The organism is Lysinibacillus sp. KCTC 33748 (assembly GCF_002237755.1).
In the GTDB taxonomy this organism is placed as follows: Bacteria; Bacillota; Bacilli; order Bacillales_A; family Planococcaceae; genus Lysinibacillus.
This window is the reverse complement of sequence record NZ_MWSJ01000010.1, coordinates 69,910-92,470: the sequence shown is the minus strand read 5'-3', so window position 1 is coordinate 92,470 and position 22,561 is coordinate 69,910. Positions and strand designations below refer to the sequence as shown.

Annotated in this window: 22 protein-coding genes and 1 pseudogene; 7 read left to right on the top strand and 16 right to left on the bottom strand. The window is 33.9% G+C overall.

Going from position 1 to position 22,561, the window contains the following annotated elements:
* Positions 1-33: 33 nt before the first annotated feature.
* From B1B04_RS13965 to B1B04_RS13915, 11 genes are all read right to left on the bottom strand, one after another.
* On the bottom strand, positions 34-372 hold the full coding sequence (locus B1B04_RS13965) for a cupin domain-containing protein (RefSeq protein ID WP_079562058.1): 339 nt from the start codon (positions 370-372) through the stop codon (positions 34-36).
* 77 nt (positions 373-449) lie between these two features.
* Positions 450-923 (bottom strand): hypothetical protein, encoded by a 474-nt coding sequence (locus B1B04_RS13960; protein ID WP_079562057.1) that lies wholly within the window; start codon positions 921-923, stop codon positions 450-452.
* 14 nt (positions 924-937) lie between these two features.
* On the bottom strand, positions 938-1,816 hold the full coding sequence (locus B1B04_RS13955; RefSeq protein ID WP_079562056.1) for a YwqG family protein: 879 nt from the start codon (positions 1,814-1,816) through the stop codon (positions 938-940).
* 137 nt (positions 1,817-1,953) lie between these two features.
* Positions 1,954-2,106 carry a YpzG family protein gene (locus tag B1B04_RS13950; protein WP_068984661.1) on the bottom strand — a complete coding sequence of 51 codons (153 nt, stop codon included), beginning with the start codon at positions 2,104-2,106 and terminating at the stop codon, positions 1,954-1,956.
* An 84-nt stretch (positions 2,107-2,190) separates the two neighbouring features.
* A complete protein-coding gene (locus B1B04_RS13945; protein ID WP_079562055.1) occupies positions 2,191-2,976 on the bottom strand; it encodes a nucleotidyltransferase domain-containing protein in 786 nt (261 codons plus the stop codon).
* Positions 2,977-3,004: 28 nt separating this feature from the next.
* Positions 3,005-4,660 (bottom strand): sensor domain-containing diguanylate cyclase, encoded by a 1,656-nt coding sequence (locus B1B04_RS13940; RefSeq protein ID WP_079562054.1) that lies wholly within the window; start codon positions 4,658-4,660, stop codon positions 3,005-3,007.
* 467 nt (positions 4,661-5,127) lie between these two features.
* The gene (locus B1B04_RS13935; protein WP_079562053.1) at positions 5,128-5,376 is read right to left on the bottom strand and encodes a hypothetical protein; all 249 of its coding nucleotides are present in this window, start codon (positions 5,374-5,376) and stop codon (positions 5,128-5,130) included.
* On the bottom strand, positions 5,369-5,902 hold the full coding sequence (locus B1B04_RS13930; RefSeq protein ID WP_079562052.1) for an RNA polymerase sigma factor: 534 nt from the start codon (positions 5,900-5,902) through the stop codon (positions 5,369-5,371). The genes B1B04_RS13935 and B1B04_RS13930 overlap by 8 nt, the downstream gene beginning before the upstream one ends.
* On the bottom strand, positions 5,883-6,260 hold the full coding sequence (locus B1B04_RS13925; RefSeq protein ID WP_079562051.1) for a group-specific protein: 378 nt from the start codon (positions 6,258-6,260) through the stop codon (positions 5,883-5,885). The genes B1B04_RS13930 and B1B04_RS13925 overlap by 20 nt, the downstream gene beginning before the upstream one ends.
* A gap of 8 nt (positions 6,261-6,268) precedes the next feature.
* Positions 6,269-7,018 (bottom strand): ABC transporter permease, encoded by a 750-nt coding sequence (locus B1B04_RS13920; RefSeq protein WP_079562050.1) that lies wholly within the window; start codon positions 7,016-7,018, stop codon positions 6,269-6,271.
* Positions 7,015-7,737 (bottom strand): ATP-binding cassette domain-containing protein, encoded by a 723-nt coding sequence (locus tag B1B04_RS13915; RefSeq protein WP_079562049.1) that lies wholly within the window; start codon positions 7,735-7,737, stop codon positions 7,015-7,017. The genes B1B04_RS13920 and B1B04_RS13915 overlap by 4 nt, the downstream gene beginning before the upstream one ends.
* 270 nt (positions 7,738-8,007) lie before the next feature.
* On the opposite strand from B1B04_RS13915, the gene B1B04_RS13910 reads away from it, so the two are divergent.
* The gene (locus B1B04_RS13910; RefSeq protein WP_079562048.1) at positions 8,008-8,598 is read left to right on the top strand and encodes a hypothetical protein; all 591 of its coding nucleotides are present in this window, start codon (positions 8,008-8,010) and stop codon (positions 8,596-8,598) included.
* A gap of 101 nt (positions 8,599-8,699) precedes the next feature.
* Here B1B04_RS13910 and B1B04_RS13905 read toward each other — a convergent pair whose 3' ends face one another.
* From B1B04_RS13905 to B1B04_RS13885, 4 genes are all read right to left on the bottom strand, one after another.
* The gene (locus tag B1B04_RS13905; protein WP_079562047.1) at positions 8,700-9,803 is read right to left on the bottom strand and encodes a C45 family autoproteolytic acyltransferase/hydrolase; all 1,104 of its coding nucleotides are present in this window, start codon (positions 9,801-9,803) and stop codon (positions 8,700-8,702) included.
* 86 nt (positions 9,804-9,889) lie between these two features.
* On the bottom strand, positions 9,890-10,738 hold the full coding sequence (locus tag B1B04_RS13900) for a MerR family transcriptional regulator (RefSeq protein WP_079562046.1): 849 nt from the start codon (positions 10,736-10,738) through the stop codon (positions 9,890-9,892).
* 726 nt (positions 10,739-11,464) lie between these two features.
* Positions 11,465-11,956: a DUF3850 domain-containing protein gene (locus B1B04_RS13890; protein ID WP_079562044.1), complete on the bottom strand. Its 492-nt coding sequence runs from the start codon at positions 11,954-11,956 to the stop codon at positions 11,465-11,467.
* A gap of 39 nt (positions 11,957-11,995) precedes the next feature.
* Positions 11,996-12,442 (bottom strand): hypothetical protein, encoded by a 447-nt coding sequence (locus tag B1B04_RS13885; protein WP_079562043.1) that lies wholly within the window; start codon positions 12,440-12,442, stop codon positions 11,996-11,998.
* A gap of 270 nt (positions 12,443-12,712) precedes the next feature.
* Between B1B04_RS13885 and B1B04_RS13880 the strand changes: the two genes are divergently transcribed.
* The 6 genes from B1B04_RS13880 to B1B04_RS13850 all read left to right on the top strand — a co-directional run bounded on the left by B1B04_RS13880 (position 12,713) and on the right by B1B04_RS13850 (position 21,092).
* Positions 12,713-12,898: a hypothetical protein gene (locus B1B04_RS13880; RefSeq protein ID WP_079562042.1), complete on the top strand. Its 186-nt coding sequence runs from the start codon at positions 12,713-12,715 to the stop codon at positions 12,896-12,898.
* Positions 12,899-13,322: 424 nt separating this feature from the next.
* A complete protein-coding gene (locus B1B04_RS13875) occupies positions 13,323-13,979 on the top strand; it encodes a hypothetical protein (protein ID WP_079562041.1) in 657 nt (218 codons plus the stop codon).
* Between the two features lie 323 nt (positions 13,980-14,302).
* Positions 14,303-14,854: a hypothetical protein gene (locus tag B1B04_RS13870; RefSeq protein ID WP_079562040.1), complete on the top strand. Its 552-nt coding sequence runs from the start codon at positions 14,303-14,305 to the stop codon at positions 14,852-14,854.
* Between the two features lie 180 nt (positions 14,855-15,034).
* Positions 15,035-16,444, top strand: coding sequence for a type 2 periplasmic-binding domain-containing protein (locus B1B04_RS13865; RefSeq protein ID WP_079562039.1), 1,410 nt, complete (start codon positions 15,035-15,037; stop codon positions 16,442-16,444).
* Positions 16,445-17,583: 1,139 nt separating this feature from the next.
* Positions 17,584-18,108, top strand: a complete 525-nt coding sequence (locus B1B04_RS13860; RefSeq protein WP_079562038.1) for a hypothetical protein — start codon at positions 17,584-17,586, stop codon at positions 18,106-18,108.
* Positions 18,109-18,863: 755 nt separating this feature from the next.
* Positions 18,864-21,092 (top strand): insecticidal delta-endotoxin Cry8Ea1 family protein, encoded by a 2,229-nt coding sequence (locus tag B1B04_RS13850; RefSeq protein WP_139376977.1) that lies wholly within the window; start codon positions 18,864-18,866, stop codon positions 21,090-21,092.
* Here B1B04_RS13850 and B1B04_RS26205 read toward each other — a convergent pair.
* Positions 20,984-21,997 (bottom strand): annotated as a pseudogene (locus tag B1B04_RS26205) (serine hydrolase domain-containing protein); the annotation flags it as partial. The gene B1B04_RS13850 and the pseudogene B1B04_RS26205 overlap by 109 nt on opposite strands.
* Positions 21,998-22,561: the final 564 nt, after the last annotated feature.

Genomic DNA, 22,561 nt, shown 5'->3' with positions numbered 1-22,561 from the left:
AAACTTACTCCGTTAAAACATTTTATATGTAATCTATGCAAGATGGATTGGCTCGGATTGGATGACAAGTGCTGTCAAGCCTGATTGACTCCCAGATTCATGTGCCTCTTCTGTTTGCCAAAGAACACCTTCCCCAGCCTTTAAAATTATTTTCTCTTGGTCCTCACCACAAACCCATCCTTCGCCTTGAATTACAATAAATAACTGTGGTACGGGCGCCTCGTGCATCCCAACAACACCACCAGGTTCTATATAAATGAAGCCAATATTAGCAGGCTCCACCGTTTTCATGATTTTCGTATAAAAAGCATCTATCGATTGATAATTATTGATTTGATTGGCCAATTCTTGTGTAAAATTATATTTTTTCATGTAATTTGCATGCTCCTTCCTCTTATCAAAAGCAAAAATTTATTATTTGCGAACCATTTTATACATTAAAATAAATTCTACAATAGCTGCTCGACATCATCATAGGTAAGTCGGAATATTTTTGTATCAGCCGTAATACTCATAAAATACTCTTTTACGTTTTCTAATCCGAATTGCTGTTCAAGGGCTGACCATTCATCAGGCGTTAGGAAAATAAAGCCTAGTGTATCTGAGCCTATTGATTCCATCCACATGCGTATTTCATAATCAGGCTGTAAAATCTCGTTTAAGGCAATGATAGTTGGATCACAGCTATCATCCGTCTCCATCACCACAAGGGATTTTTTATCACCATAGATAATATATAAATCAACACCTCTCTCATTGTTTACAACACGCTCATACGTTAGCTTCCCTGTGTGTAATAGTTTCTCGCTATAATGGACAATATCAGCATTGTCTTCACACCAGTCAATCCAAAAAACGTGTTCCTCTAATAGTTCATCATCAAGATTCGTTAAATAGTTTTGAATAAATGTAATATCACGCATTCCATCAGTCTCCTTTAAAAGCACTGTAAAACAACCCATGCTTTATCGAATTGTTTATTTTTACAATCTTCCTCACGTATCCAGAAGTACAATCTGCCACTATCGCCCCACATAAGCCCTAGATCATCCTCCGTATCAAATTGGAGTAATAATCGCCAATCAGTTGCGCCTTCCTCTAATTCCTTTCGTAAAGGATCGCTATATCCTGTTGAGTCTCCACAATATAAACCATTTGTCACCAGTTGGCATTCTAAATACATATCACCTTGAATCGCATCTGGATATCCGTCTATCCGGTGAGTAGCCATAGACAAATCACCTTCCTCCATCCACTCATATTCAAAATCTCTGTATTTATCAGCTTCTTCTTCACTTAATATCTCTTCTAAATACATCGAGTATGGCGAATCCCATGATGGAAGTGTCAATTCATTCTTAAATTGTAGCGCCGCGCTGTCGATGTTACCATGCTCGAGTAATGATACAGGAATTTCCATTCTATTCAGGCTACTAGTCTCTTGAGAGAAATAGAAAACTTTAAAGCCATCATAATCTTTCGGATCGTATCCCCAAGGTTGCTCGACAGCATCATAGAAAAAGGATAGCACACCATCCACAGGTAATAAGCTGTTTGTATCATAAGGCTTGATTTCTACTAGATTTAGTTGGCAAAGAAAATACAACGCTCTATTGTCGTTTATATGTGGCCATGAGAAATCAGATGGTACATCCGGACAGCCACCAACTTTGGAGACGCCAATCTGTATTTTTTCTTCAGGTATTTGATTTACCATCATTCGAATGGATTCCTTTGCGAGAGGTAATAATTCCTCCGTTTTATGCTCTAGGCCAAATTCCTTTAATCCCTTTTTTAGTTTTTCTACGCTGCTCATTTACTTTCCCCTCCTAAAATTGTATTTATTTTTCATATATTCATTTTATCAAAACAAGAATGAAGAACCCCGTAAACAACAAACAAAAAAACCCAGAATATGTTCTGGGCTTGATGACACTTACTTTTCTAGCATGATTAAAACTGTCGGGCTTTTGCTTCACTTCTCAAGATACGGTTATGGAGAGTAATCTCCGTTTCACCATTTACTTGAGATTTTGAATGCTTAATCCTTGACCAGTTGCGGTGGATTTTTTGAGATTTTGGGTCTAAATGTTCGAACCTACTCATTCGCGCCATCCTCCTCATCAATATTAGATTTCATAAGTGAAACCTTTTTTAGTATGACCTTGCGATTTAAAATTATTCAGTTTTCTATCCCCACACTTCTTGCAATGTTCTTCTAAATAACACATCTAATTTTTGTGTAGGATCATCGACTTTAACGTGAAGACTCTTACAGTATGTCTCAATATGTTCTATTTCTTTATCTAAATACTCATTAATACTTTCAATACGTGGCTCCATATTTAGTTCGTCACCAGCCATTTTCCTCTGCAAAAGTTGCTCAATTTCGGCTTTTAAAGGACCTTCAGAAATAATTGCATTTAACAATTCCTGAAAATCAATTGGTGGAACCGTATTGTTTTTCTCTATCCATTTACATGCTAAAACTGGTCTGAGGACATAGAAATATTTTTTTATTTTCACTTCTGATCCCTGTAAATACTCTCGATAATTGTTTTTAGCCATGTTTAAATAGTGATATAAACTTGCATTCGGATAAAAAACTTCACTTTCCAGTAATAGTACATTGTCAATAAATGAATATTGTTGGTCATACACAATATTGCTTCGTAACCATTCTAATAGAGGTGGATTACTTTTGCGAAATAGCCTTAATGCCTTTGTTATTTCCCATCCACTAATATCCAACAAATCATTAATAGGTAATTCTATAACATCCCTCTTAGCACCAATTCCTTGAGGGTCAATTGAAAGATACCACTGAGGTTGATGAATATATATGAAACGAACATCATAATCGCTATCCTTGGAAGGAAATCCCCAAGCACGACTACCTGATTCTACTGCATATAAAATTTTCACTTGATACTCTTTTTCAATTTCTTTTAATTTACTTAGTATAATTTCCTTCATGTAAATACCACTTTCCAAATTTAGTCTTCTAAACCATCTGGTTTGAATCAACTTTACCAGTATAATCACATACTCTCAGTTGGTTTCGACCGCTTTCCTTTGCAATATAAAGTGCTTGATCCGCCTTGTCAAGTAACTCATAAAATGTTGAAATGTTTTTAGAATGACCGTACCCTGCGATGCCAATACTCACTGTCACATTGATCTCAACATCGTCCGCATAATAAGGATGATGTTCAACATGCTTTCGAACTCTTTCCGCTATCTTTACTGCGCTCTCTAACGTAGTATTTGGAGATAAAATGACAAACTCCTCTCCCCCATATCTTGTAATAATGTCGATTCCTCGCACAGAATTTGTAATGATATTTGCGACGTGTTTTAGAACTTCATCACCGATTAAATGCCCATATGTATCATTGACCTTTTTGAAAAAATCAATATCAATCGCTATACATGAACAATGATTTTGTTCCTCTAAACATTTTTGAAAAACAAGCTCCCCATGTTCAATCAAATAACGGCGATTATACAGCTTCGTCAACTGACAAGTAACTGATAATTCTTTCAGTAAGATAGTATCTGTTTTCACCTTAGCACTCATTTCGTTGAAGGACGAACAGAGCTCCTGAAATTCATGTGCATAAGGTGCCAGCTGTTGTTCATCTATTTGATAATCATAAAATCCTTGTTCTACTTTTCTAACGCCTGTAAGAAGCTGTTGGATTGGTTCTTCAATTTTTTTAGAAAGATGTAACATCATTTTAATCGTAAAAAACGAACCTACAACTAAACATAAGGTTATCAATAAAATTCTAATGATTAATGGCTGATACGCCTCAAACAGACCTATTTCTGAGATGATAAACCATTTTCCTTCATTTATAGGCTTACTTTTAGCAAGAACTCGCTTATTATTCGCATCTTTATAAAGCTCTAGGTCACTTATTGTATTTTTTTTAGCTGCGTTCAAGATATGCTCATCCACTAAATATTTGCTAGAAGTCCGGTGCTGTTTATTATTAAATTCGGTGAGCATAGTACCTTTCTGATCTATTATATAAGCTTTTCCTAAAAAGCCAACTCTTGATTCATGTAGCAGTTGATCGATTGTGTCTAAATTTACTGCACCAAAAACTACACCATTGAATTGTTGTTGTGCATTTAGAATCGGTGAAGCAAATACAAGAATAGGCTTCTTCGTAACTTTACTAATTAAAATATCTGTTATATATGGTTGTTTCGTTTTTGTAGCAACCTGAAAATACTTACGATTCTTTACATCCATTCCAACACCAACACCAGTTGTACTATATTTAGTAACTGTATCAAATTGTACGATGCCTTCTCTATTAACGAATATTAAGTCTGTAAAATCTGTTTTTTCTTTAAAATCTAGAAAAAAAGCTTGCGATTTTTCATAATTATAATTCTTTACAAAATCTAAATTAGCTATTGTATGTATATCACTGGATCGTTCTGATAACCAGCTTTCAAAAAAATATGTTTGAGCATCCAAATAATGCGTCATCTCTTCATTCTGATGCTGAATAGTTTGCCGATATTCAATGTAAAGCGTTGGAATAAAAATACATAGACCAATAATAAAAGTAATCCATAAAAGCGCTCGATGTAGCTGACCTTTTATCGCGTTTGGTCGTGGAAATTTTTTCAAAACCCTCAAAGCACCAACCTCCAAATTAATCTAAACATTTCCTAAAAATGGGCAATAAATAGTATTTTATTCATTAAAAATACCACAACCGAATGATTGTGGCAGTGAGAAATTTAACTTTTTTCAGCAAATGTTTTGGTAGTAAAAGTAAAACGTCAGCTACAGAAGTCTCCCACCTCTATAAGCGGTGAGATGAATGCGTGTTTCATTTACTTTTCAGCGGGTGTCCATACATCTAAATGAAAGAAGTTTGCCTCCGGCAGATGTCACGAAATCAGAAAGGAGTTCTTAGGGGATGTTAGCCTAAAATCATCGCATCCATGCGATAACGGCAAACTGACCTGCATCGGTAATTAACGCCACGTCCTGTGGCACTACCGAAATGACCGACATCGTGTCGGCCCTCGTGCAGGCCTAAGCACAAAGCCGATTCCGGACGCAATTATGCCAAGGCATAATTGATTAGTTGATAAAAATTATTGCAATAAAATTTGGAGAATTGTTATAAATACAGCCACAACAATGGGCACTATTTTTAAAGAGGTATAGCCGACTGAAGATGTACATATTGGCTCTAACGGATCCTTCGTTGGTGAAGCTAAATATTGAAGAAAACGTTGCCAGCGACTTTTCTTGTATGTCATTAGCTGCTTAGGTATCTCCACTTTATCTTGATCTAAGTTGTCTTTTAACCATTGTTCCTTTTGAAATTCATCCTTAAGCATCGAAATCCTCCTTTAGCTCTTCCTTTAAAGTCTTTATCGCATTATGTAGCCTTGATTTAACTGTACCAAGGGGAATGGACAAAATTTGTGCAATTTCCTCCTGCGGTAAATCATGATAATAGACAAGCAAAATAACAGCCCGTTGCTTTTCGGGTAATTGAAGAATCGCTTCTTGTATCGTTAATTTCTCGTCAGCAGACATTCGATGACTGGACGTCGGTACTAAAAACGGGAACAGCGTACGCCATTTTTTGCGCCGATTCAATTTATTAATCATTAAGCGATAGGCGATTTGAAATAAAAATGCTTTCACTGTACCCTTTTGCTCATCAAAATCTTCTTTTATATATTGTAAACGCTCAAAGGTATCTTGCACAATATCTATGCTTAGCTGATCTTCTCGAGTATAGCGAAATAAAAAGCAGTATAATGGCTCATACAAACGACTATAGAGCTGTTCAAAGCCCTCGACATCGCCGTTTTTATAGGCCTCCATCCACTCTTCATTACTCATCATCTTGCTCATCCCCCCAATGAGCCTTAATGGACTTTAATGTCATAGAAAGACGTGAAACTAAGTATCCAACTATTACAATGACCCATGTTGACGATTGATTTGCAAAAAACTGCAAATATGGATTTTCGATTGTTTGAGAGGAAGTCAAAAGTATGAAAACTGCCTGCACACAAAGTATTGTATAAATGGCTAAAACGAGCGTTAAAGTATCAAATACATTCCAACGTAAATAAATTGTTGTTTTTTTATAATTAATTTTTCTATTTTCGCGTACAACATATTTTTTATCCATCGGGATTGTAATTCCCAAAATAATAATAGTCAAAACTACATTTGCAATTAAAGATACAATAAATCCAATTCCCATAAAATCACCTACTTACTGGTATATACTTTCTTAGCGATAGCTGCTAGCACCAAGCTAAGAATTGTTAAAATCATAAAATACTGATATTGCGGAAGCCAAGTTTCGCCTATTAAATTTAAAGACACTTGCAAGCTATCAAATAAATATAGCATCGGATTCCAGATTAAGAAAATAAAATAATCCTGGGGGTTTTTTTTCGCTAATGTTAAAAACATCGTTGACATTTGTATTGAAAACATAAATATCAACATAATCGGTTGCAACATACTTGTTGCCACTTTTTCATTTTTAAATAGACCGGCCAATATAAAACTCAATGGATATAATGCCAGTAACACAAAGTTACTCATTAAAATAATTAGCAAAAATGAAGATAATGAAATATCAATAATAAAAGAGTAGCCAATGAGTAGCAACACTAAGAATAGATTTAATAAAGTAAAAACACCGATTCCCATCCCTATAAAGTAAGTGTGTGGCTTAATGCCTGTACGCTGCACCCATTGGAGGGTTTTATTGGCTTTCATATCTGTTAAATAGATTGTAGCACTGGAAAAACAAAAGAAGAAGATTAACATTATTATAGAAATCGGTAAAAACTGACCTTTAATCAAAAAATCAAATGATTCTTCAGTCATCGCGCTTTTAGCAAAAAATGATATTCCTAAAAAGATATAAGCTGGTAACAAATTCCCAATAGTCATTCCTAGGCTACGAATATTTTCTAACATATACATGCGTGCAATTTGCTTCATCATCCTGCTCTTCCTCCTAAAATTTGGCCTGTCACTTCATAGTAGAGACCTTCGATTCCCGGCAATTTCGCCTCTGCGTATTTTCTATAAAGTTCATCCTGTGTGCTATTTTCAATGAGTTTTCCGTCTTTTAAAATCACTACATAATCAAATAAAGATTCTAATCCTGCTACCTCATGGCTAATAATAATAATCATTTTGTTACGTTGACGAATTTCACCTTGTAAGTAAAACATCAATTGCTTTTTCTTCGTTAAATCTAAATCAGCAAATGGCTCATCTAAAATGATAATTGGTTTATTTAATAAAAATGAAAGGAAAATCGATACTGCTTTTCTCTGACCGCCTGACGCATTTTTCAATAAGATGTGGTCATAAGTCGGTAACCCTAATATTTCATATAGCTCTCCCAAATCAACTTTATTGTTCGTCAATTTAGTAAAAAGAGTGATCACTTCACGAATTTTCAGATGCTGATAACTCGAAAAAAATTGGTACTGTAGCGCAACTTGTTCTTGTACATGTTGAGACGCTTCATTGAATACAATAGTACCTGCATCAGGTTTTACATCTCCAGCTATACATTTTGATAATGTAGATTTACCCGCTCCATTTTGACCTAATAATAAATAACAATACCCCATTTCAAATGTGGCCGACACACCATCCAAAACGTTCACACCATTATATTTTTTCACAATATCCTTCACTATAAGCTCCAAAATAATCCCTCCTTATCTCTATGTTCAATGACTATACAAACGGCAAATGGAAAAGGTTCATTTTATTTTTTAAAAAAATGAAATAAAATTATATATTTCTATAAAATTTTTTTATGTAAAATACATAATTATTGGGAATTAAGTAAAGGAAAAGGAATATTATCTTAATATGGCTCTGACACAAGATGTTTGATGAGCGGTTAAGGCAAGAAATTTTTATCTTATTTTCCCTACAAGATTAATAATACTAACTTAAAAGGAGTTACCTAAGTGCGCGATTTTGAAGAACTTAAGTATTTTTTAGAACCTCATTTTGGTTTAAAAATAGGATGGGAGCTAATCGAATACGCTGTTATTGAACATCGACAATTAAGTAAAAAAGAACGATCAAAATTCAAAAAAGAACTTTTATATATGAAAGAACTGCTAGAACAAAAGCAATATGAAAAAATACAACAAATTATTAAGAGGAATAATTTAGAAGATACAAAGCTTTACAATATTGATACAATACAAAAATTTATTGATAAGGTTTTACCTATTATAGAGAAATATGAATATAAAAAAGGTATCCCTTATGTCCCCTTTAAAGCTTTAAACTATTTGTTTGATACAATTATTACTCCACCTAAAACAAAATTATCTTTCGACTTTATTGCTATAGATATAAAAAGAGAAGGAGATACATTTATTCATCATATCTTGCAAGATTTAAAATATGTAAAAAAAGCCTTTATGGAGAAAGATGAAGCTAATATTCAAAAGTTACTACAACTTTCTAGAGATAAAGGGATTACTATTTTTGAATCACAAGATCGAGATAAATTTATCGAAGTAGTAACGTACGAATTAAGTTATTAAATAAGTGTGTAATTGGCAAGTGCTATTTCAGTTGGACACAATATGCCTTACCTTTCGGGTACAGCAAAAAGACCTCTCACGGTGGGAGGTCTTTTTGTTAGTTAGGATTTTATTATTTTCCAAAATTCCGTTCCATAGCTATTATTAGTAAATTCAACAGGTATTTGTGTTTTTGCCAAGTTGTCTCCGACTTCTATCTTGTTTACCTGATTTTGTAATGGTGAGCCAAATGAAAATTCCAGTTGTAAGTCAGTAAGGTTAAACATAATTGAATGCACGGTTCCAAAGCTTTCGTTGTAATTATGGACGGATAATCCTTTAGGGAACTCTGTAAAAAGAAGCTCTTGGATTTCATTAACAGATCTTTTGCCACTTTCCTTCAATTTTCCCTCTAAAATATCATATCTTAATTGAGAATGTTCGAGCTTACCAGGCTCCATTTTTTGTATTGAAGAAAATAGACCATGATTAGTGGCAATAAGATAATCTAGTTCTGCACGTTTCACTTCTTTTATTCCGTCATATGTTCCAATCAATGCTGCGTCGCCATTTGCATCAGCTATCAGTAAATTCATATTCGTTCCTACTGGCATATTGTTTACCATATAAATAGCTTCTTCTACATTTTTACAATTTTCTAATAGAGCTCTGACAATAACCATAAACTGAAACCCAGGTACTACTGGTGGTCTCATACCAGGATATTTGCCAATGGGCATACCACACGATGCATACGCAACACATAGCCCTTTCTCATTTAAGCCTTCGCTTCGACCGAATGTAGAAACAGAAAATCCTGTATGAGTATATTTCCCTTCGACGACTGTCGTACATAAACGCATATCTGAAATAGAGGGCGATAAATCATAATTTCTTATGACATATGTTTTACCATCCGCCATTTTTCCAGGCAAAATAGCCCCTAAACTACATCCTCCAGGAATTAACCACGCATTTTGATAAAAATGTAGTTGCTCGGGCTTATAGCCAAAGCCTTCTGCAAAGCCTTCCAATTCTTTATTTAAACTTGGGCAATACTGCTCTATTTGTGCTTTCATTTGAAAATAAGCTTTGTCCGAAGCTAATTTTTCCGTAAAGAATAGAGATTTCGCAAAAGGGTTTTTTTGAAATTCTCGCGCTTGTTGATGTCCAATCTCATACGAACTACCTTTAAGAAATGCAAACTGTCCTGTATTTGTTGTCATTGATGTACTCCATTCTGTATGTTACTAGCAAGACGTTGTTACCTTGCTAATTACAGAATAAAGTCTCCATTTACTGGAGACTTTAGCTAGTTTCTTATTTTCACAAACACTGTTGTCAAAAAATCGTTTGGATGGATCTCAATATTTGGCCTAATATTAATTGGATTTACTACTTCAGATGGAATTAACCCCTTTATGTATTGCTCCATAAACACCCCTTCTGTCTCAAGAGATTGCTCCGTCAACCATTCCTGCAAGCGACTATAGCCAAAATTCAACTCTGAATACGGTCCCTTTACATTTATACAAGCATATCTGCCTGCTGGTATTAGTTTAATATAATTTGCCGGTTGAGTTACTTTTACTGGCAACAGTAGTTCAACATCTGCTACATTTTGCTTCCTATCCTGTTGATGAAAAATTGCAGTAAGCTCCCCAACTACCTCTAATTGATATGCATAAATTCGTTCAAATAATTTTTGTACTAGCCTGTCCATTTCAATAATATTGATTTTCCCCCGAATGAAAAGCACCTGTATTTCTGGTCGTTCTTCTATGTAACAACTTGATAATGTTGGCTTTGGATTAAATGTCTCAGCGTTCTTTATAGAATTTTTTACTTGGACAATATTTTGAATTTGTTCAGCGATTATTTCTTGTTGGTGCTCTAACTCCTGAACTTTATTATGTAATCTTAGCTCTAAATCTTGCTTATCATTTTCCCTTTTTATAACCTGTTCAATTTCTTTTAATGAAAAATGACAATCTTTTAGAACCTGAATAGTATTCAGCTCTTTCATTTTATCGTAATCATAATAACGATAGCCGGTCACTTCATCTATAAAGGATGGTTCGAGTAATCCAATATCGCTATAGTAACGAATAGTCTTTACAGGAACATTACACAGATTCGAAAATTTCCCAATACTATACAAAAAAGCACCTTCTTTTCAATTTAGTTTTGATTCATCATGCTATTTCATTCACCTTGAATGAATGGAAGTACACCCTCTTTGCATAGTTATTGTACGATAAAATCGTAGTAATTGTTTCAAATTTAATGTAGATACGACTAGCAAAAAAATAGCTATTTTGCTTAATGGACGTTCATTCATTAACCACGGCTTAATATAATCGATCAGGAAAACACTCATGACTATGAATGGAATGTAAAAATTCAACTGAAGCGGCAGCCATATATAGATGCCTGCAGAAAGTAATAGTAATAATTGGCCAATTAACAACAACATATTTTCTTTTCTTGCACTCTTCATGGTTATAGTCGTGTTAAACTTCAACCTTAAGCATTGATATAAAACACTCATTACAATGGTTAGTAAAGGCATTTCTTCTATCTTCCCTTCTTAGATAACATATCGATGGCAAATATCTCACCATCATTTTTAATTCTCCATCTGGTACTTATTTATAGCTCGTACAATGGTAAGCAGAAACTTTCCGCGCCAACAATAAATAAAACCCGCTTCAAACACCATTAATAGCCATGTTTAAAACACCATGACTTAATGGTTTTTGAAGCGGGTTCTTCCCGATGATTAATTTAATTGCTATTATTTTATCAAACATCTCAATACTGAACAATCCTATAAGATTTAGTCCATATCTTTTACTATTTTTGCAAGACGCTTAGAACCCTATAATCATGCCATCACGCACCGTGGTTTCTCTGAGTATGGTATTTTTCCCATCACTATAAAGCCATCTTTCTGTTTCTCAGACGTAATGTAGGTAATGGTGAAAACTGCATTATATCCTGTGTATTCGCCTTCTTTCTTCTCTCGATAATTTATTACATCCCCTGGTTTATAATCAACTTCGTTGTTTTGTATTTCAAATGTTCTACGCAGACTTTTAATTTCAATAAAATGCTCAGTTTCTATATCAATTTCATGTACTTTCTTTATTTTAGGTACTAAAACAGAACGTGAAGCTGTGGCTATTGCTGTAGCTATTGAGTTATGTGAAGTACCTGATATAGAACCAACTGAACCTACTGGTGATGATTTATCTCTTATAAAGATACGGTTACATTCTTTAGGATCTAACTCGAATAGTCCTGGTATGTTTTCAAGACCATTTACTGGCTGTCTCTTGGTGTTATTTCTTCTAAATAATTTGCTTAAGAATTTCATATATACCCCCACTGTGAAAAGTAACTTAAATAAGCAGCATCATATCTTTTTATAAAAAACAATATCATGGTGGCTGAGAAGCCTAAGAATTACAAAATGATTAAATTCTTCAATGAAATATACATATATTCTTACCTTGTCCGCATTCCTATATGTAGAACCATTAGTTAGTAAATTGCCTTCTACTTGATCGAAATATTTCCAAACAGAACTATCAAGTGAAACATAAGGTAATAGTTCTCGAGTATATAAATGAGTCGCTAATACACCATTGTATTTCAAGTTACACAAGGTATCGATCCATTCAAGAAAAGATATTCTCGGTACCTTAGCCTTTACTTTGTAGGAATTTGATGTATCAACTATTTCTCTGTCTCCATATTCGTCAACTTCCCAACCGTATTCATATCTTAAGACTTCCATAGCGAAATGTGTATCAACAGTCTTTATTTGTGGTGGTAGTATATTTAAGGCTAGTTCATTCATAATAATCCCCCCTTCGTACTAAGTTTTGCTTAAGCCCCTCCTTAACTAAAACATTCATCTATTACAGTGAGCGGGAACTTCCCATGCCAACAATAAATAAAACCCGCTTTAAACGCCATTGAGCCATGTTTAAAACACCATGGATTAATGGTTTTTGAAGCGGGTTCTTCCCGTAAGCTAATTAATCGCTATTATTTTACCAAATATATTAAAATGTAACAAGATAGTAGATAGTTATCAAATACGACATTAGATTATCGGAGGTATATGATGGAAAACTTAACCGAACGTGAATTAAACCTATTATTACATTTACGAGCACTTAAGCCAGGTGAAGCTGCAGAATTCGAAAGTCCTGATATGGCAGCCGATTTTGAAGCTTTAAACAAGAATGGTTATCTTTATAACGTTATAGATAATAGCGTCGGAAATAAAAAAAGTTACAGATTTAATTGATAGTTTGGTAAAGAAAAACTAATTTTATATATCCGCTTCAAAACCTTTATAAATGGTTTTTGAAGCGGATTTTTTATTTTATCAAATACGTTCGACCCTAATAATTCTCTCTTTATCTTTTCCCTTCATGTTACATTTAGAACTGTCTACAATGATCATTCCTCTTAGTTGATGAAAGAGGCTCACTTGGTATCTATAATATCGCTTAGGAGTAAGCTACCCACTTTAGTATCTCTTACAAACTTACTCGAGGTAGGAGCTTCTTGACTGACTTGTTAAAAAATGGTTATATTATCTTAATCTTTTATCTTGATGTTCCGAATCCATAATTACAATATATCGCTCTTTCCAATTTATCGTTCTTGGGTATTGCGATGTAATGTTGGATCATGAGGGTTCTAAGTGCAGAAGATTGGAGGAGTATATGGATATTTATAATAAGTTGATAAGGATTAGAGTTGCGAACACATCAACTACAAAACAAAAAGTAATTTCAATAGTAAATGCAATTATTATCGGGATTATTTTGGGTTTAGCAGCAAAACTTGCAGATAGTCCTAATATAAACCCTTTTTTTGATAATTTGGGTGGTCGCCTGGGTATTTGGGTATTTGTTGCAACACTTTTATCAGTTTTCAGTAATTCCCCAAAATTAGCTGCTTTAAAAATATTTGCCTTTTTCGGGTCGATGCTTACCGTTTATTATGTTTATACAATACTTGTGCTACATTTTTTTCCGGAAAGAGAAATTATTTTTTGGGGTATATGCGGGGCGGTATCTCCGCCTTGTGCTTATATAATGTGGTATGCGCGTGGAAGTGGATTGTTTTCTAATATTATATCCGCCCTTCCAATAACAGTATTGCTGTCAGAAGCATTTGAATTACGTAACGCTTACTTACCTGTTCACACTCATTACTACTTAATACCATGGCTTGTGGGAGTATATCTAATAATGATAGTAGTTTTGTTTCTTATCATTCCGAAAAACAAAATTCAAATTTTGATTATTCTACCAATATCCATAATATTATCTTTAATCGTGATAAATTTGAATATTTTGGGACTGATATTTGGTTGAATAAATGGTGTATTTAAGGCCTTATTATCTCCACGTGAGATTATAGGAGCGAATGATTAATTGAACGTAGGAAGATGAGATGGAAGCTTAGCATCTCATATTTAGAAAATTAGACAAGCATAACTCCGTCCTATTTTTAGGAAAGGGTTATGCTTGTTTTAGGTTTTACAATTACAAATTTATATTGGTAGTAGATCGAATGATACAAACAAACTTATATATTTCTAATATATTACATTAGTGCATTTTTATTCCAAATTATAACTTGTAAATTAATTGGTAATAGAGTATGATATTGGTAAATATAAGAAGGAGGTTTTACTATGATAAAAAGAAATAAAATTGCTACTTTGGTGTTGTCCACTTGTTTAATGGCTTCATTTTCGGGGAGTGCATTTGCATCATCTTTACCTAATTCTGAAGCCTCGCTTACTAATGATCTTAACGCTTTATATTCACCTGGTCCCGGATTTCCTCTTGCTGATGGTGTTGACGAGTTGGCTACGACAGATGAGGGAATGTTATCTGCAGCAGCTACTGCTTCGACTAAATCCTACAGTACCTCGAGTTTCTTCACTGGCGTATATGTAGGTGGATCGTCGAAACCAACGATATTCTCGTTGGATAGTGTAGGCTATGCTCAATTTAGCAGCGTTGCTCAGGGAAATGTGAATCCTGGAGAAAGTGTACAAATTTCATACCAGACTTTAGATGCTAATAGTGGTGATGTATTAGCCGGAAAGAATTTGTCAGGAAATCAAAGTACTGCTAAAGTCACTCTTACAACTAAAGTACAAAAAAACACATCGGTAAATGCATATTTGCACAATTTTACTGGTAATGAAGCGTCTGCCTCAGGCAAGTTTAATTGGTAATTTCTAAAAAAATATTTATGCTATAGTGAAAGGCGTCTGCCATATCCAGTTGTTGTTTGGTTGTACTTACAACGATACAGATATGCAGATGTCTTTCATTTTCATCCTCAGTCTATGCACACTTCAACTCGTCTTTCTAATCTTTAGATTAAACTTATTTGAGAAAGGATTGTTATTCTCATGAATATTTTCAAATCCAAAAAGTCACTATTTACGGTATTTTTCTTTCTTTTATTGACTATTTTTTTAGTATTACATCTTACATTTAATAAAGATAATAGTAGAGAGAAAAATAGTAGCGAGAAAACCACTATTTCTATCGGAGTACCCGATAAAGGAAATTCTAAGTATAATTATTTACAACTCAAAAGCGATTTAGAGGAGAGATTTAACATATTGGTAAACTTAGTAGAGTTGTATCCTAAGTCTTCAAATGAGTCCCTAACAGAGCAAGAGATTATTGATAATACGTATAAAAAAGTAAAAAATGGTGAATTAGATTTAATTATTGGGTTGACTCCAAATAAACTAACTCCTCTTGTTAATGATAATTTACTATTGGATATAACTGATCATATAGAAAATAAGAATAATTTACATAAAGGCGTATTAAATAGCAGCGTAAAAGGTGGGAATGGGAAGATATATTATATTTCTCCGGTTATAAAAACAATGTATTTTGTTTTGCAGAACGAAGAGATTTTTAATGATTTAGGCGTTGATTTATTACCTAAGTATCCTAGTTACAGCGACTTTTTGAATACATTGAATCTATTAAAATCCTCCTCTAAAGAACAAAATGACACATATAGCCCTATAGCACTTGCAGTAAAGAATATTGGAGAAGATGATCTATTTATCGGAGACCAGTTAAGGATGTTTGGCTACAATTTAGACACACCTTTTTATAAAGATGGGAAGCTTATGAATAATGAATGGAGAGAGTTATATAAATTTTTTGCTACGATGGTTAAAGATTATGGAAAAGGATACGAAGAGTATGAAGACGGAACCTACCCTGGTGATAATATTTTTTCTGACGGCGACTATGCGATGATGATTTCTAATTCATTTAACATGGAGATATATTTAAATAAAGAGTTCCATAGGGATTGGAATGCAAAATCTCCAACGAAACTAGATGCAGATTTCCCCATAAAAGTTTCCTTTTTGCCTAATAAAGATGGAGATGAAATACAAAATATAAGACAATCTTCATTAGCTTTGGTTAAAGAAAGTAAAAATGCAGATACTCTTTTACAAATAATGAACTATATATTTAGTGAAGAATACACTTTAAAAATGCTCGAATCTAGAGGGAATTATAATCATTTTAGTAACTATCCTCTTTCATATCCAACTTTTTATAACGATAAAACATTATCTGTTTTAAATCAGACTTATAATGAAAACTTTGATGTTTCAATGTTTTATGATGTGCAAGATGGAACTGCTGTTGAGACGTATCCTATTCCGGATAATTATAATGTTTTTGATGAGGCTGTTAATGAGGCTCTTACTGATGTTTACTATAATGACAAAACAATTGATGAATCATATAAATATATTTTCAGATTATACAAAGAGTAATATAGGTTTACTTAAAAATCTGTCCTTTTCCTGCACCATAGGACACTATACTAAATCGCTATATTTGAATTTCCCATAGTTCATTATTCATTATATCCCCCTTCCTTACACATTTTGAGTAAAAAATTGTTCTATTTGAATAAACTCGTATCTACATGTTATAATTCTTATTGAAGATGTATATAAAAAATATAAGACGAATCGCTTCAAAGGCGATTTGCAATGAGAAAAGAAGTAAACCAATCTCACATGCTTGCGAGGCAGCAGAGGCGGTTTACTTTTTTTGTGTAAAAGTAAATGACAAGGCAATTACTGACACTATAAGAATTGCAAAATTTATAGTTATCGCTTCAAAAATAGTCATGGCATCAACTCCTCTCCCTTCAATCACTTGAAGAAAATAGGTGGAAATTTGATTGCCAACCGCCTTGAAACCTCTATCTAATTACCTCATAATTATATCATAATATAAGAATATATACCTTTTCTGAACATATTTAACTATGGCCATCTAGCTCTCTTTAATCTTCGATAAGTTTCAATAAAGTTGTAAACTGAAATAGAGCAATCTGTATCAGACCTAATTCAGAAGCTACAAATAATGATTAATTTTATGAAATTCTTATTACTCCAAACATCAAAATATACAATTTAAAAACCAACCATGTCCGAGTATAATTCGTACATGGTTGGTTTTTTACTATAAGTATTCATTTCTACCAATATTCATAAAAGTAAAAAAGCTATTCAGTCAGTTTAGCATACAATAGCTTAATTTGTTCTTCTATGTATTTCATATGTTCTGGCTTGCTATGTACTTTCGATAAAAACACTTTGAGCCGCTTCTTTTTGTTGATTTGACAGGTTTTTCGGACAAAATTAAGCTTGAATAACATCAGAATTCTCACCTTATTTAACAGATTGACAGAAGTTATTATCTCCCTTCAAACAGTGCTATCTTGAACCACTTACTCAATAGCAATATAACTATTTCAAGCTAAGATGGGAGACTATAAAAAAATAACTGTTCAATCGTCCGTTTCTGTTATCGTTTATAAAATCCCATTTATGGAAATGTTAGATAGTGAAAGATGAAAGTCAGTTGAGCTGAAAACTAAAAATGGAGGGATGTTATTCAAATGTATGAATCAATGTTGACCCACATCGATGCTGTTGCGGGCAGCGGAAAGGTCATAATTTCTGCGAATGAGTCCACCGTTGTAGAAATCGTAAAGGAGACAATCAATAGCGGAAGGTCCGCATCGTTCTACCTGACCAATGACCAAGCCAAAGCGGTCAAGGCGTGGTACTGGTCGCCGGAACGAATGAAAACTTCCAAAATCCAGCCCATATCGAACGACGAAAAGGCCAGGATTAAGGATGAACTGGGGATCGAAGTCCATTCCTTCCGCTTTAGCCCAATCCAGTGTGAGTGCGGACATATATATGGAGGGTTTGAGTTCTTGCAACAGGGAATCCGCGATCATGGAGTGAATTCCGTAAGAGGCGTCTTCAATCTGAAGAACTCAATGTTCTTTCAAGCCAACCCCACTTTAATTCCCATCTGCCCGAACTGCGACCAAAAGCTAAGAGGCCCAGACCTAGGGGATCTCGAATACGACTGTGACCAGTATGGGGGATGCTGCATAGCTCCAAGAGTGTAATGCACGAATGACCCAATTTGAAAGGTTCTTATCATTGGTATTCAGGCCATAACGGGCTTTAGTTCAATAAATCGATATATAGAAAAATGCTCAGAGCCTTTATGCTCCGAGCATTTTTCTATTTCAATTTCTGTGTTAATTTGCTTATTAATTCGGGGGCTAATTCCATCGTGACACCTTCCACTAATTTACATTTTATAAAGTTTGATTTATTGTGTAGTTTGAAAATGAGCAACTGGTAAATAATTGGCATAAACTCCTTTCCCTTCAATAACTTGAAGAAAATATGTGGAAATTTGATTGCCAACCTCCTTGAAACCTCTATCTAGTTACCTCTTAATTATATTATAGAGAGAAATTCCTTTTCTGAGCATATCTAACTATAACCATATAATCTATCACACTTGTTTGCATGTTTGTTTTAAAAATGACATTGTTCTCTATTTATGACAAAATAATTAACAATTCAATCTTAAATAAACTGAATTATCTAATAAATTAACTAGATGAATACATTTTAAGTCTATATATTTGAAAATACAACTAAAATTTATTCAATATTCACAACAAAATCTGTAGTTTTTTATCAAATTGTGTAATTGTGTGACAGATACTAAAATAAAAATTGCCCCAAAATTAAATATGGAAAGGAGTTGCTGAAAGACAACGAGTAGGAATTATTAACTAATAGACAGGATTTTTCGTATTATTTCCTCCTAGTAATATCAAATATTTTATTAAGAAAAGGAGCCTATATGAAAAAGAAAAAAAAATTACAAAAAGTAATATCTATAGCAGTTGCTTCAGCTGTACTTGCTAGTACGTACCTACCAACTGTACCCATGGTATTTGCAGAAACTATAGAAAAAGAAGAACTTAAAGTAAATCAAACGAAATTTAGCGTTCAACAAGATCATCAATTTGATTCACGTGGTTTGTTTGATTCAACTCTTTTGGGAGTAAAATTTGGGGATTTTATTAGTGCGTTTAATAGTAATGCATTTAAACCTCTGTTAACTCAAATACATGCAAAAAATGGTGCTGATGCAAGTTTAGTTTTTTTACACGGCATACTTAATACAGGAATTGCTTTACTACCACCACCAGCTAGTCTATTAGGAAGTATTTTTGATGTATTTTTGGCAGGTAATAGCGTCCAAGATGATATTTGGCTCCAAATAGAAAAGTATGTTGCAGAAAATATTGATATTAAAATAAACGATTATCATCAATATCTTATGGGGGCCGAATTAAAAGGTTCTATGACAAAGATAAAAGAGTATCAACGTGTTCTACAAATATATAAAAATAGTTTAAAAGCAAAGGTTGAAGAACCTGGAACACCTGTAATCGAAGCTGTTCGTGACGCGGATAGAGATTTAAAAAAGTTTATTACCATTATTCAAACTCCTGAAAAAAGCGAAGATTCAGTATATCAACAATTAACAGCTCCATTTTTTGTACAAGCTGCCAATATTCACCTTCTATTACTGAGAGATATAATCTTATACGGTGAAGAGTGGGGAATAGATAAAAACCAATTACAAGGATATAAGGATCAACAGAAACAGCTTATTCAAGAATATACGAATTATGCTATGAAAGTATATAATGATGGATTGGAGAAAAGAAAAAAAGAAGCTGAACAAATCAATTCCACTGATAAGTATAAAAATACTGATCGATGGAATCATATAAATGAATTTGTTAGAGAATATACGTTAAGTGTTCTAGACTTCGTAGCACTGTTTCCATATACAGAACCAAGTAAATATTCTATAGGAACTGTACAGAAAAATTCTAGGCAAATTTATTCAGAAATTGCGGGAAAGCTTCAACCAAAAGAAACAACGTGGCAAGACATACAAAAGATCTTGGATTCTCAAGAATATAAAGGTGTACTTACAAAACTTGATATTCGAAGTGGTAATCGGATTGATGCCATTCAACCATGGTATAATAAGACTGGCATAGAATATACTCCTGGATGGGTTGGGAATACAAGTGGGGGGAAATTAAATAACATTACTAATATTTCTTCAATTCCTCTAACTAAAATTAGAATGGGATATGAAATTACTCCTTTCTTTTTTGATATTACTGATGCAAGCGGAAAGTCTTACCCTAGATATGGTACAACCCTATCTGCGCCCCCTAAATATACAGACTCTACTTTTGAATTTCCTGATCAAAAAGTATCTCTTGTTCATGCATTTAACAAAAGTACTCAAGCTGGATTTGAAGGTATAGATGCTGTAGTTTTTGGATATAGCAACAAAAACCTAAGTAATACACATGATTTAATGGCAAATATGATAAGTTCAATACCAGCTGAAATGTATAATAAAGGAAAGAATAACTTTACACCACAAGTTGAATCTATACATGCACAGCAAAAGGCAATGAAGACAGAAACGGTTAATTCTTATTTAGCATATGATGTAGTAAGTCCTAAAGAACAAGAATATAAAATAAGATATAAGATTGCAGTTAACCAGAATGCAAAAATTAGACTTTCAAATAATTCTACAACACAAGAAACTTCAATTCCCATTACAGGACACGCAGGAGATACTATTAAAGGTGAATATGGATATTACAAGACTGTAGATGGACCGACTGTTAAATTAAAAAAAGGAAGTAATGAGTTGAAACTAGAAAATTTACAAGGCAAATTTTCTTTAGCTTCAATTGAATTAGAACCAGTAACAAAGGATAAGGTTGTAGCCCAGGATAATTTTGATAATCAGCGTTCTCTTATATGGAATCCTCCTACTATGTCTAATCCTGTTGATGGAGGTATGACAGGTAAAGCTGGATTGGTTCGTAATAACTCACATCATTATATTAGACCAATTAACTCTTTACCATTGCCTGCTAACGTATGCTTACCTCCAAGTGTACCTCCAGCAAAAGTACTAAACCCTGGAATGCCACCTGCGTGTCCCCATATCGAGACACCGTTTGGAAGCTTAGTTTCATAGATTCCAAGACCATATCCGCCGAGTTCAGCACTTCCTGTAGGAACTGTAGTAAGCATTTGTTTTAGTTGCTGTTCCTTCAGTAATTTACCACTGAGTAAGTAAGAGAAGAATTTGTTTAAGTCGTCAGCAGTAGAAATCATATCTCCAGCCGAGCTACCTATACTTGGGTTATAATCAGTAACTTCTTTTAGCTCACTTGCTCCGTCTGGTTGGAAATATCCACGGGCATGGTTGGTGCCTGGAATAACGCTTGTATTTCCAGGTAGAAATGTATTCGACAATTCAAGTGGTTCAATAATCTGATTTTCAATCTCTTCCGCATAGCTGTTTCCGGTTACTTTTTCAATAAGGATACCCAGTAATACGTATCCTGTGTTTGAATAAGACTAGCCCTTTCCTGGGGCAAAGTCTGGGGGTAGCGAAAGTCCAATCTTCACTAGCTCTTCAGCAGTAAACGATTTTTTTGTATTCTTAAAAAAATCAGCTTCTTTTGACCTAGAGTATTCAGCGATACCACTCGTATGGTTCAATATCTGCCGGATAGTAATCTGTTTAGCATCATACCCGTTTCCTTGAATGACACCAGGCAACCATTTTTCAATGGAATCATCTAGATTAAGGCGGTTCTCTGCAGCTAATTGAAGTACAACCGTTGCGGTGAACGTCTTCGTCACGCTGGCAATACGAAAGCGAAAATCTGTTTTCATTGGTTTCTTGGTGCTCAGATTCGCTACCCCAGCGGCATAACCCCACGTTTTTCCACCCTCAGAAGTTTTAACAAGTATCCCCGGGAATCCAAGATGCAATGTATCCCCCATTGCTTGTTTGACGGAATTACGATCTCGTTGAGTGCTAAATGTAATTTGACTACGTGTTTTCATAAGGCATTCCTCTCCTCTATTCATATTGTTTGGTTGCTTGTTGTTTCGTATTAACTACACAGCTATCATCTCCACCAATGGCAAAAGGGCAACATGGAATTCGTAATTATCTTCATAATGATTATTTTTGCCCTAACAAAACGGAGAATCCCTCTTTTTTCACAAGTATGTTAACCCCAGAAATTACTTCTTTTCTTTAGAACACTCTTATGACTAGTTTGTTTTTCACATAAAAATCCACCTTCCACTCTTCTTTATATTTTTATCCTACACAATAAAAATTTCTTTTTTCTTATCCATTGCTTACAAATTTCTTACGTTCAAATAGCTTCTATAATAGAGATAGCAGAAGCATCTGTGAAAATGCTTTTCCAATAAATATATTAATCAAAAAGAAACACAAAAGTTTTTCACTTCTATGCTTCTTTTTTCGTCCTTTTATTATTAAAGATTGATTTACTCCGAACATTGTTAAAATCACTTGTTTCTAAACCGAAATTTATTTAACCTAAGGGGGACTCCATATCCATCAGTTTAAGAAAAATAAACGCTATCAAAACGAAGAAATAAGCTGACTATTCAAAGTGA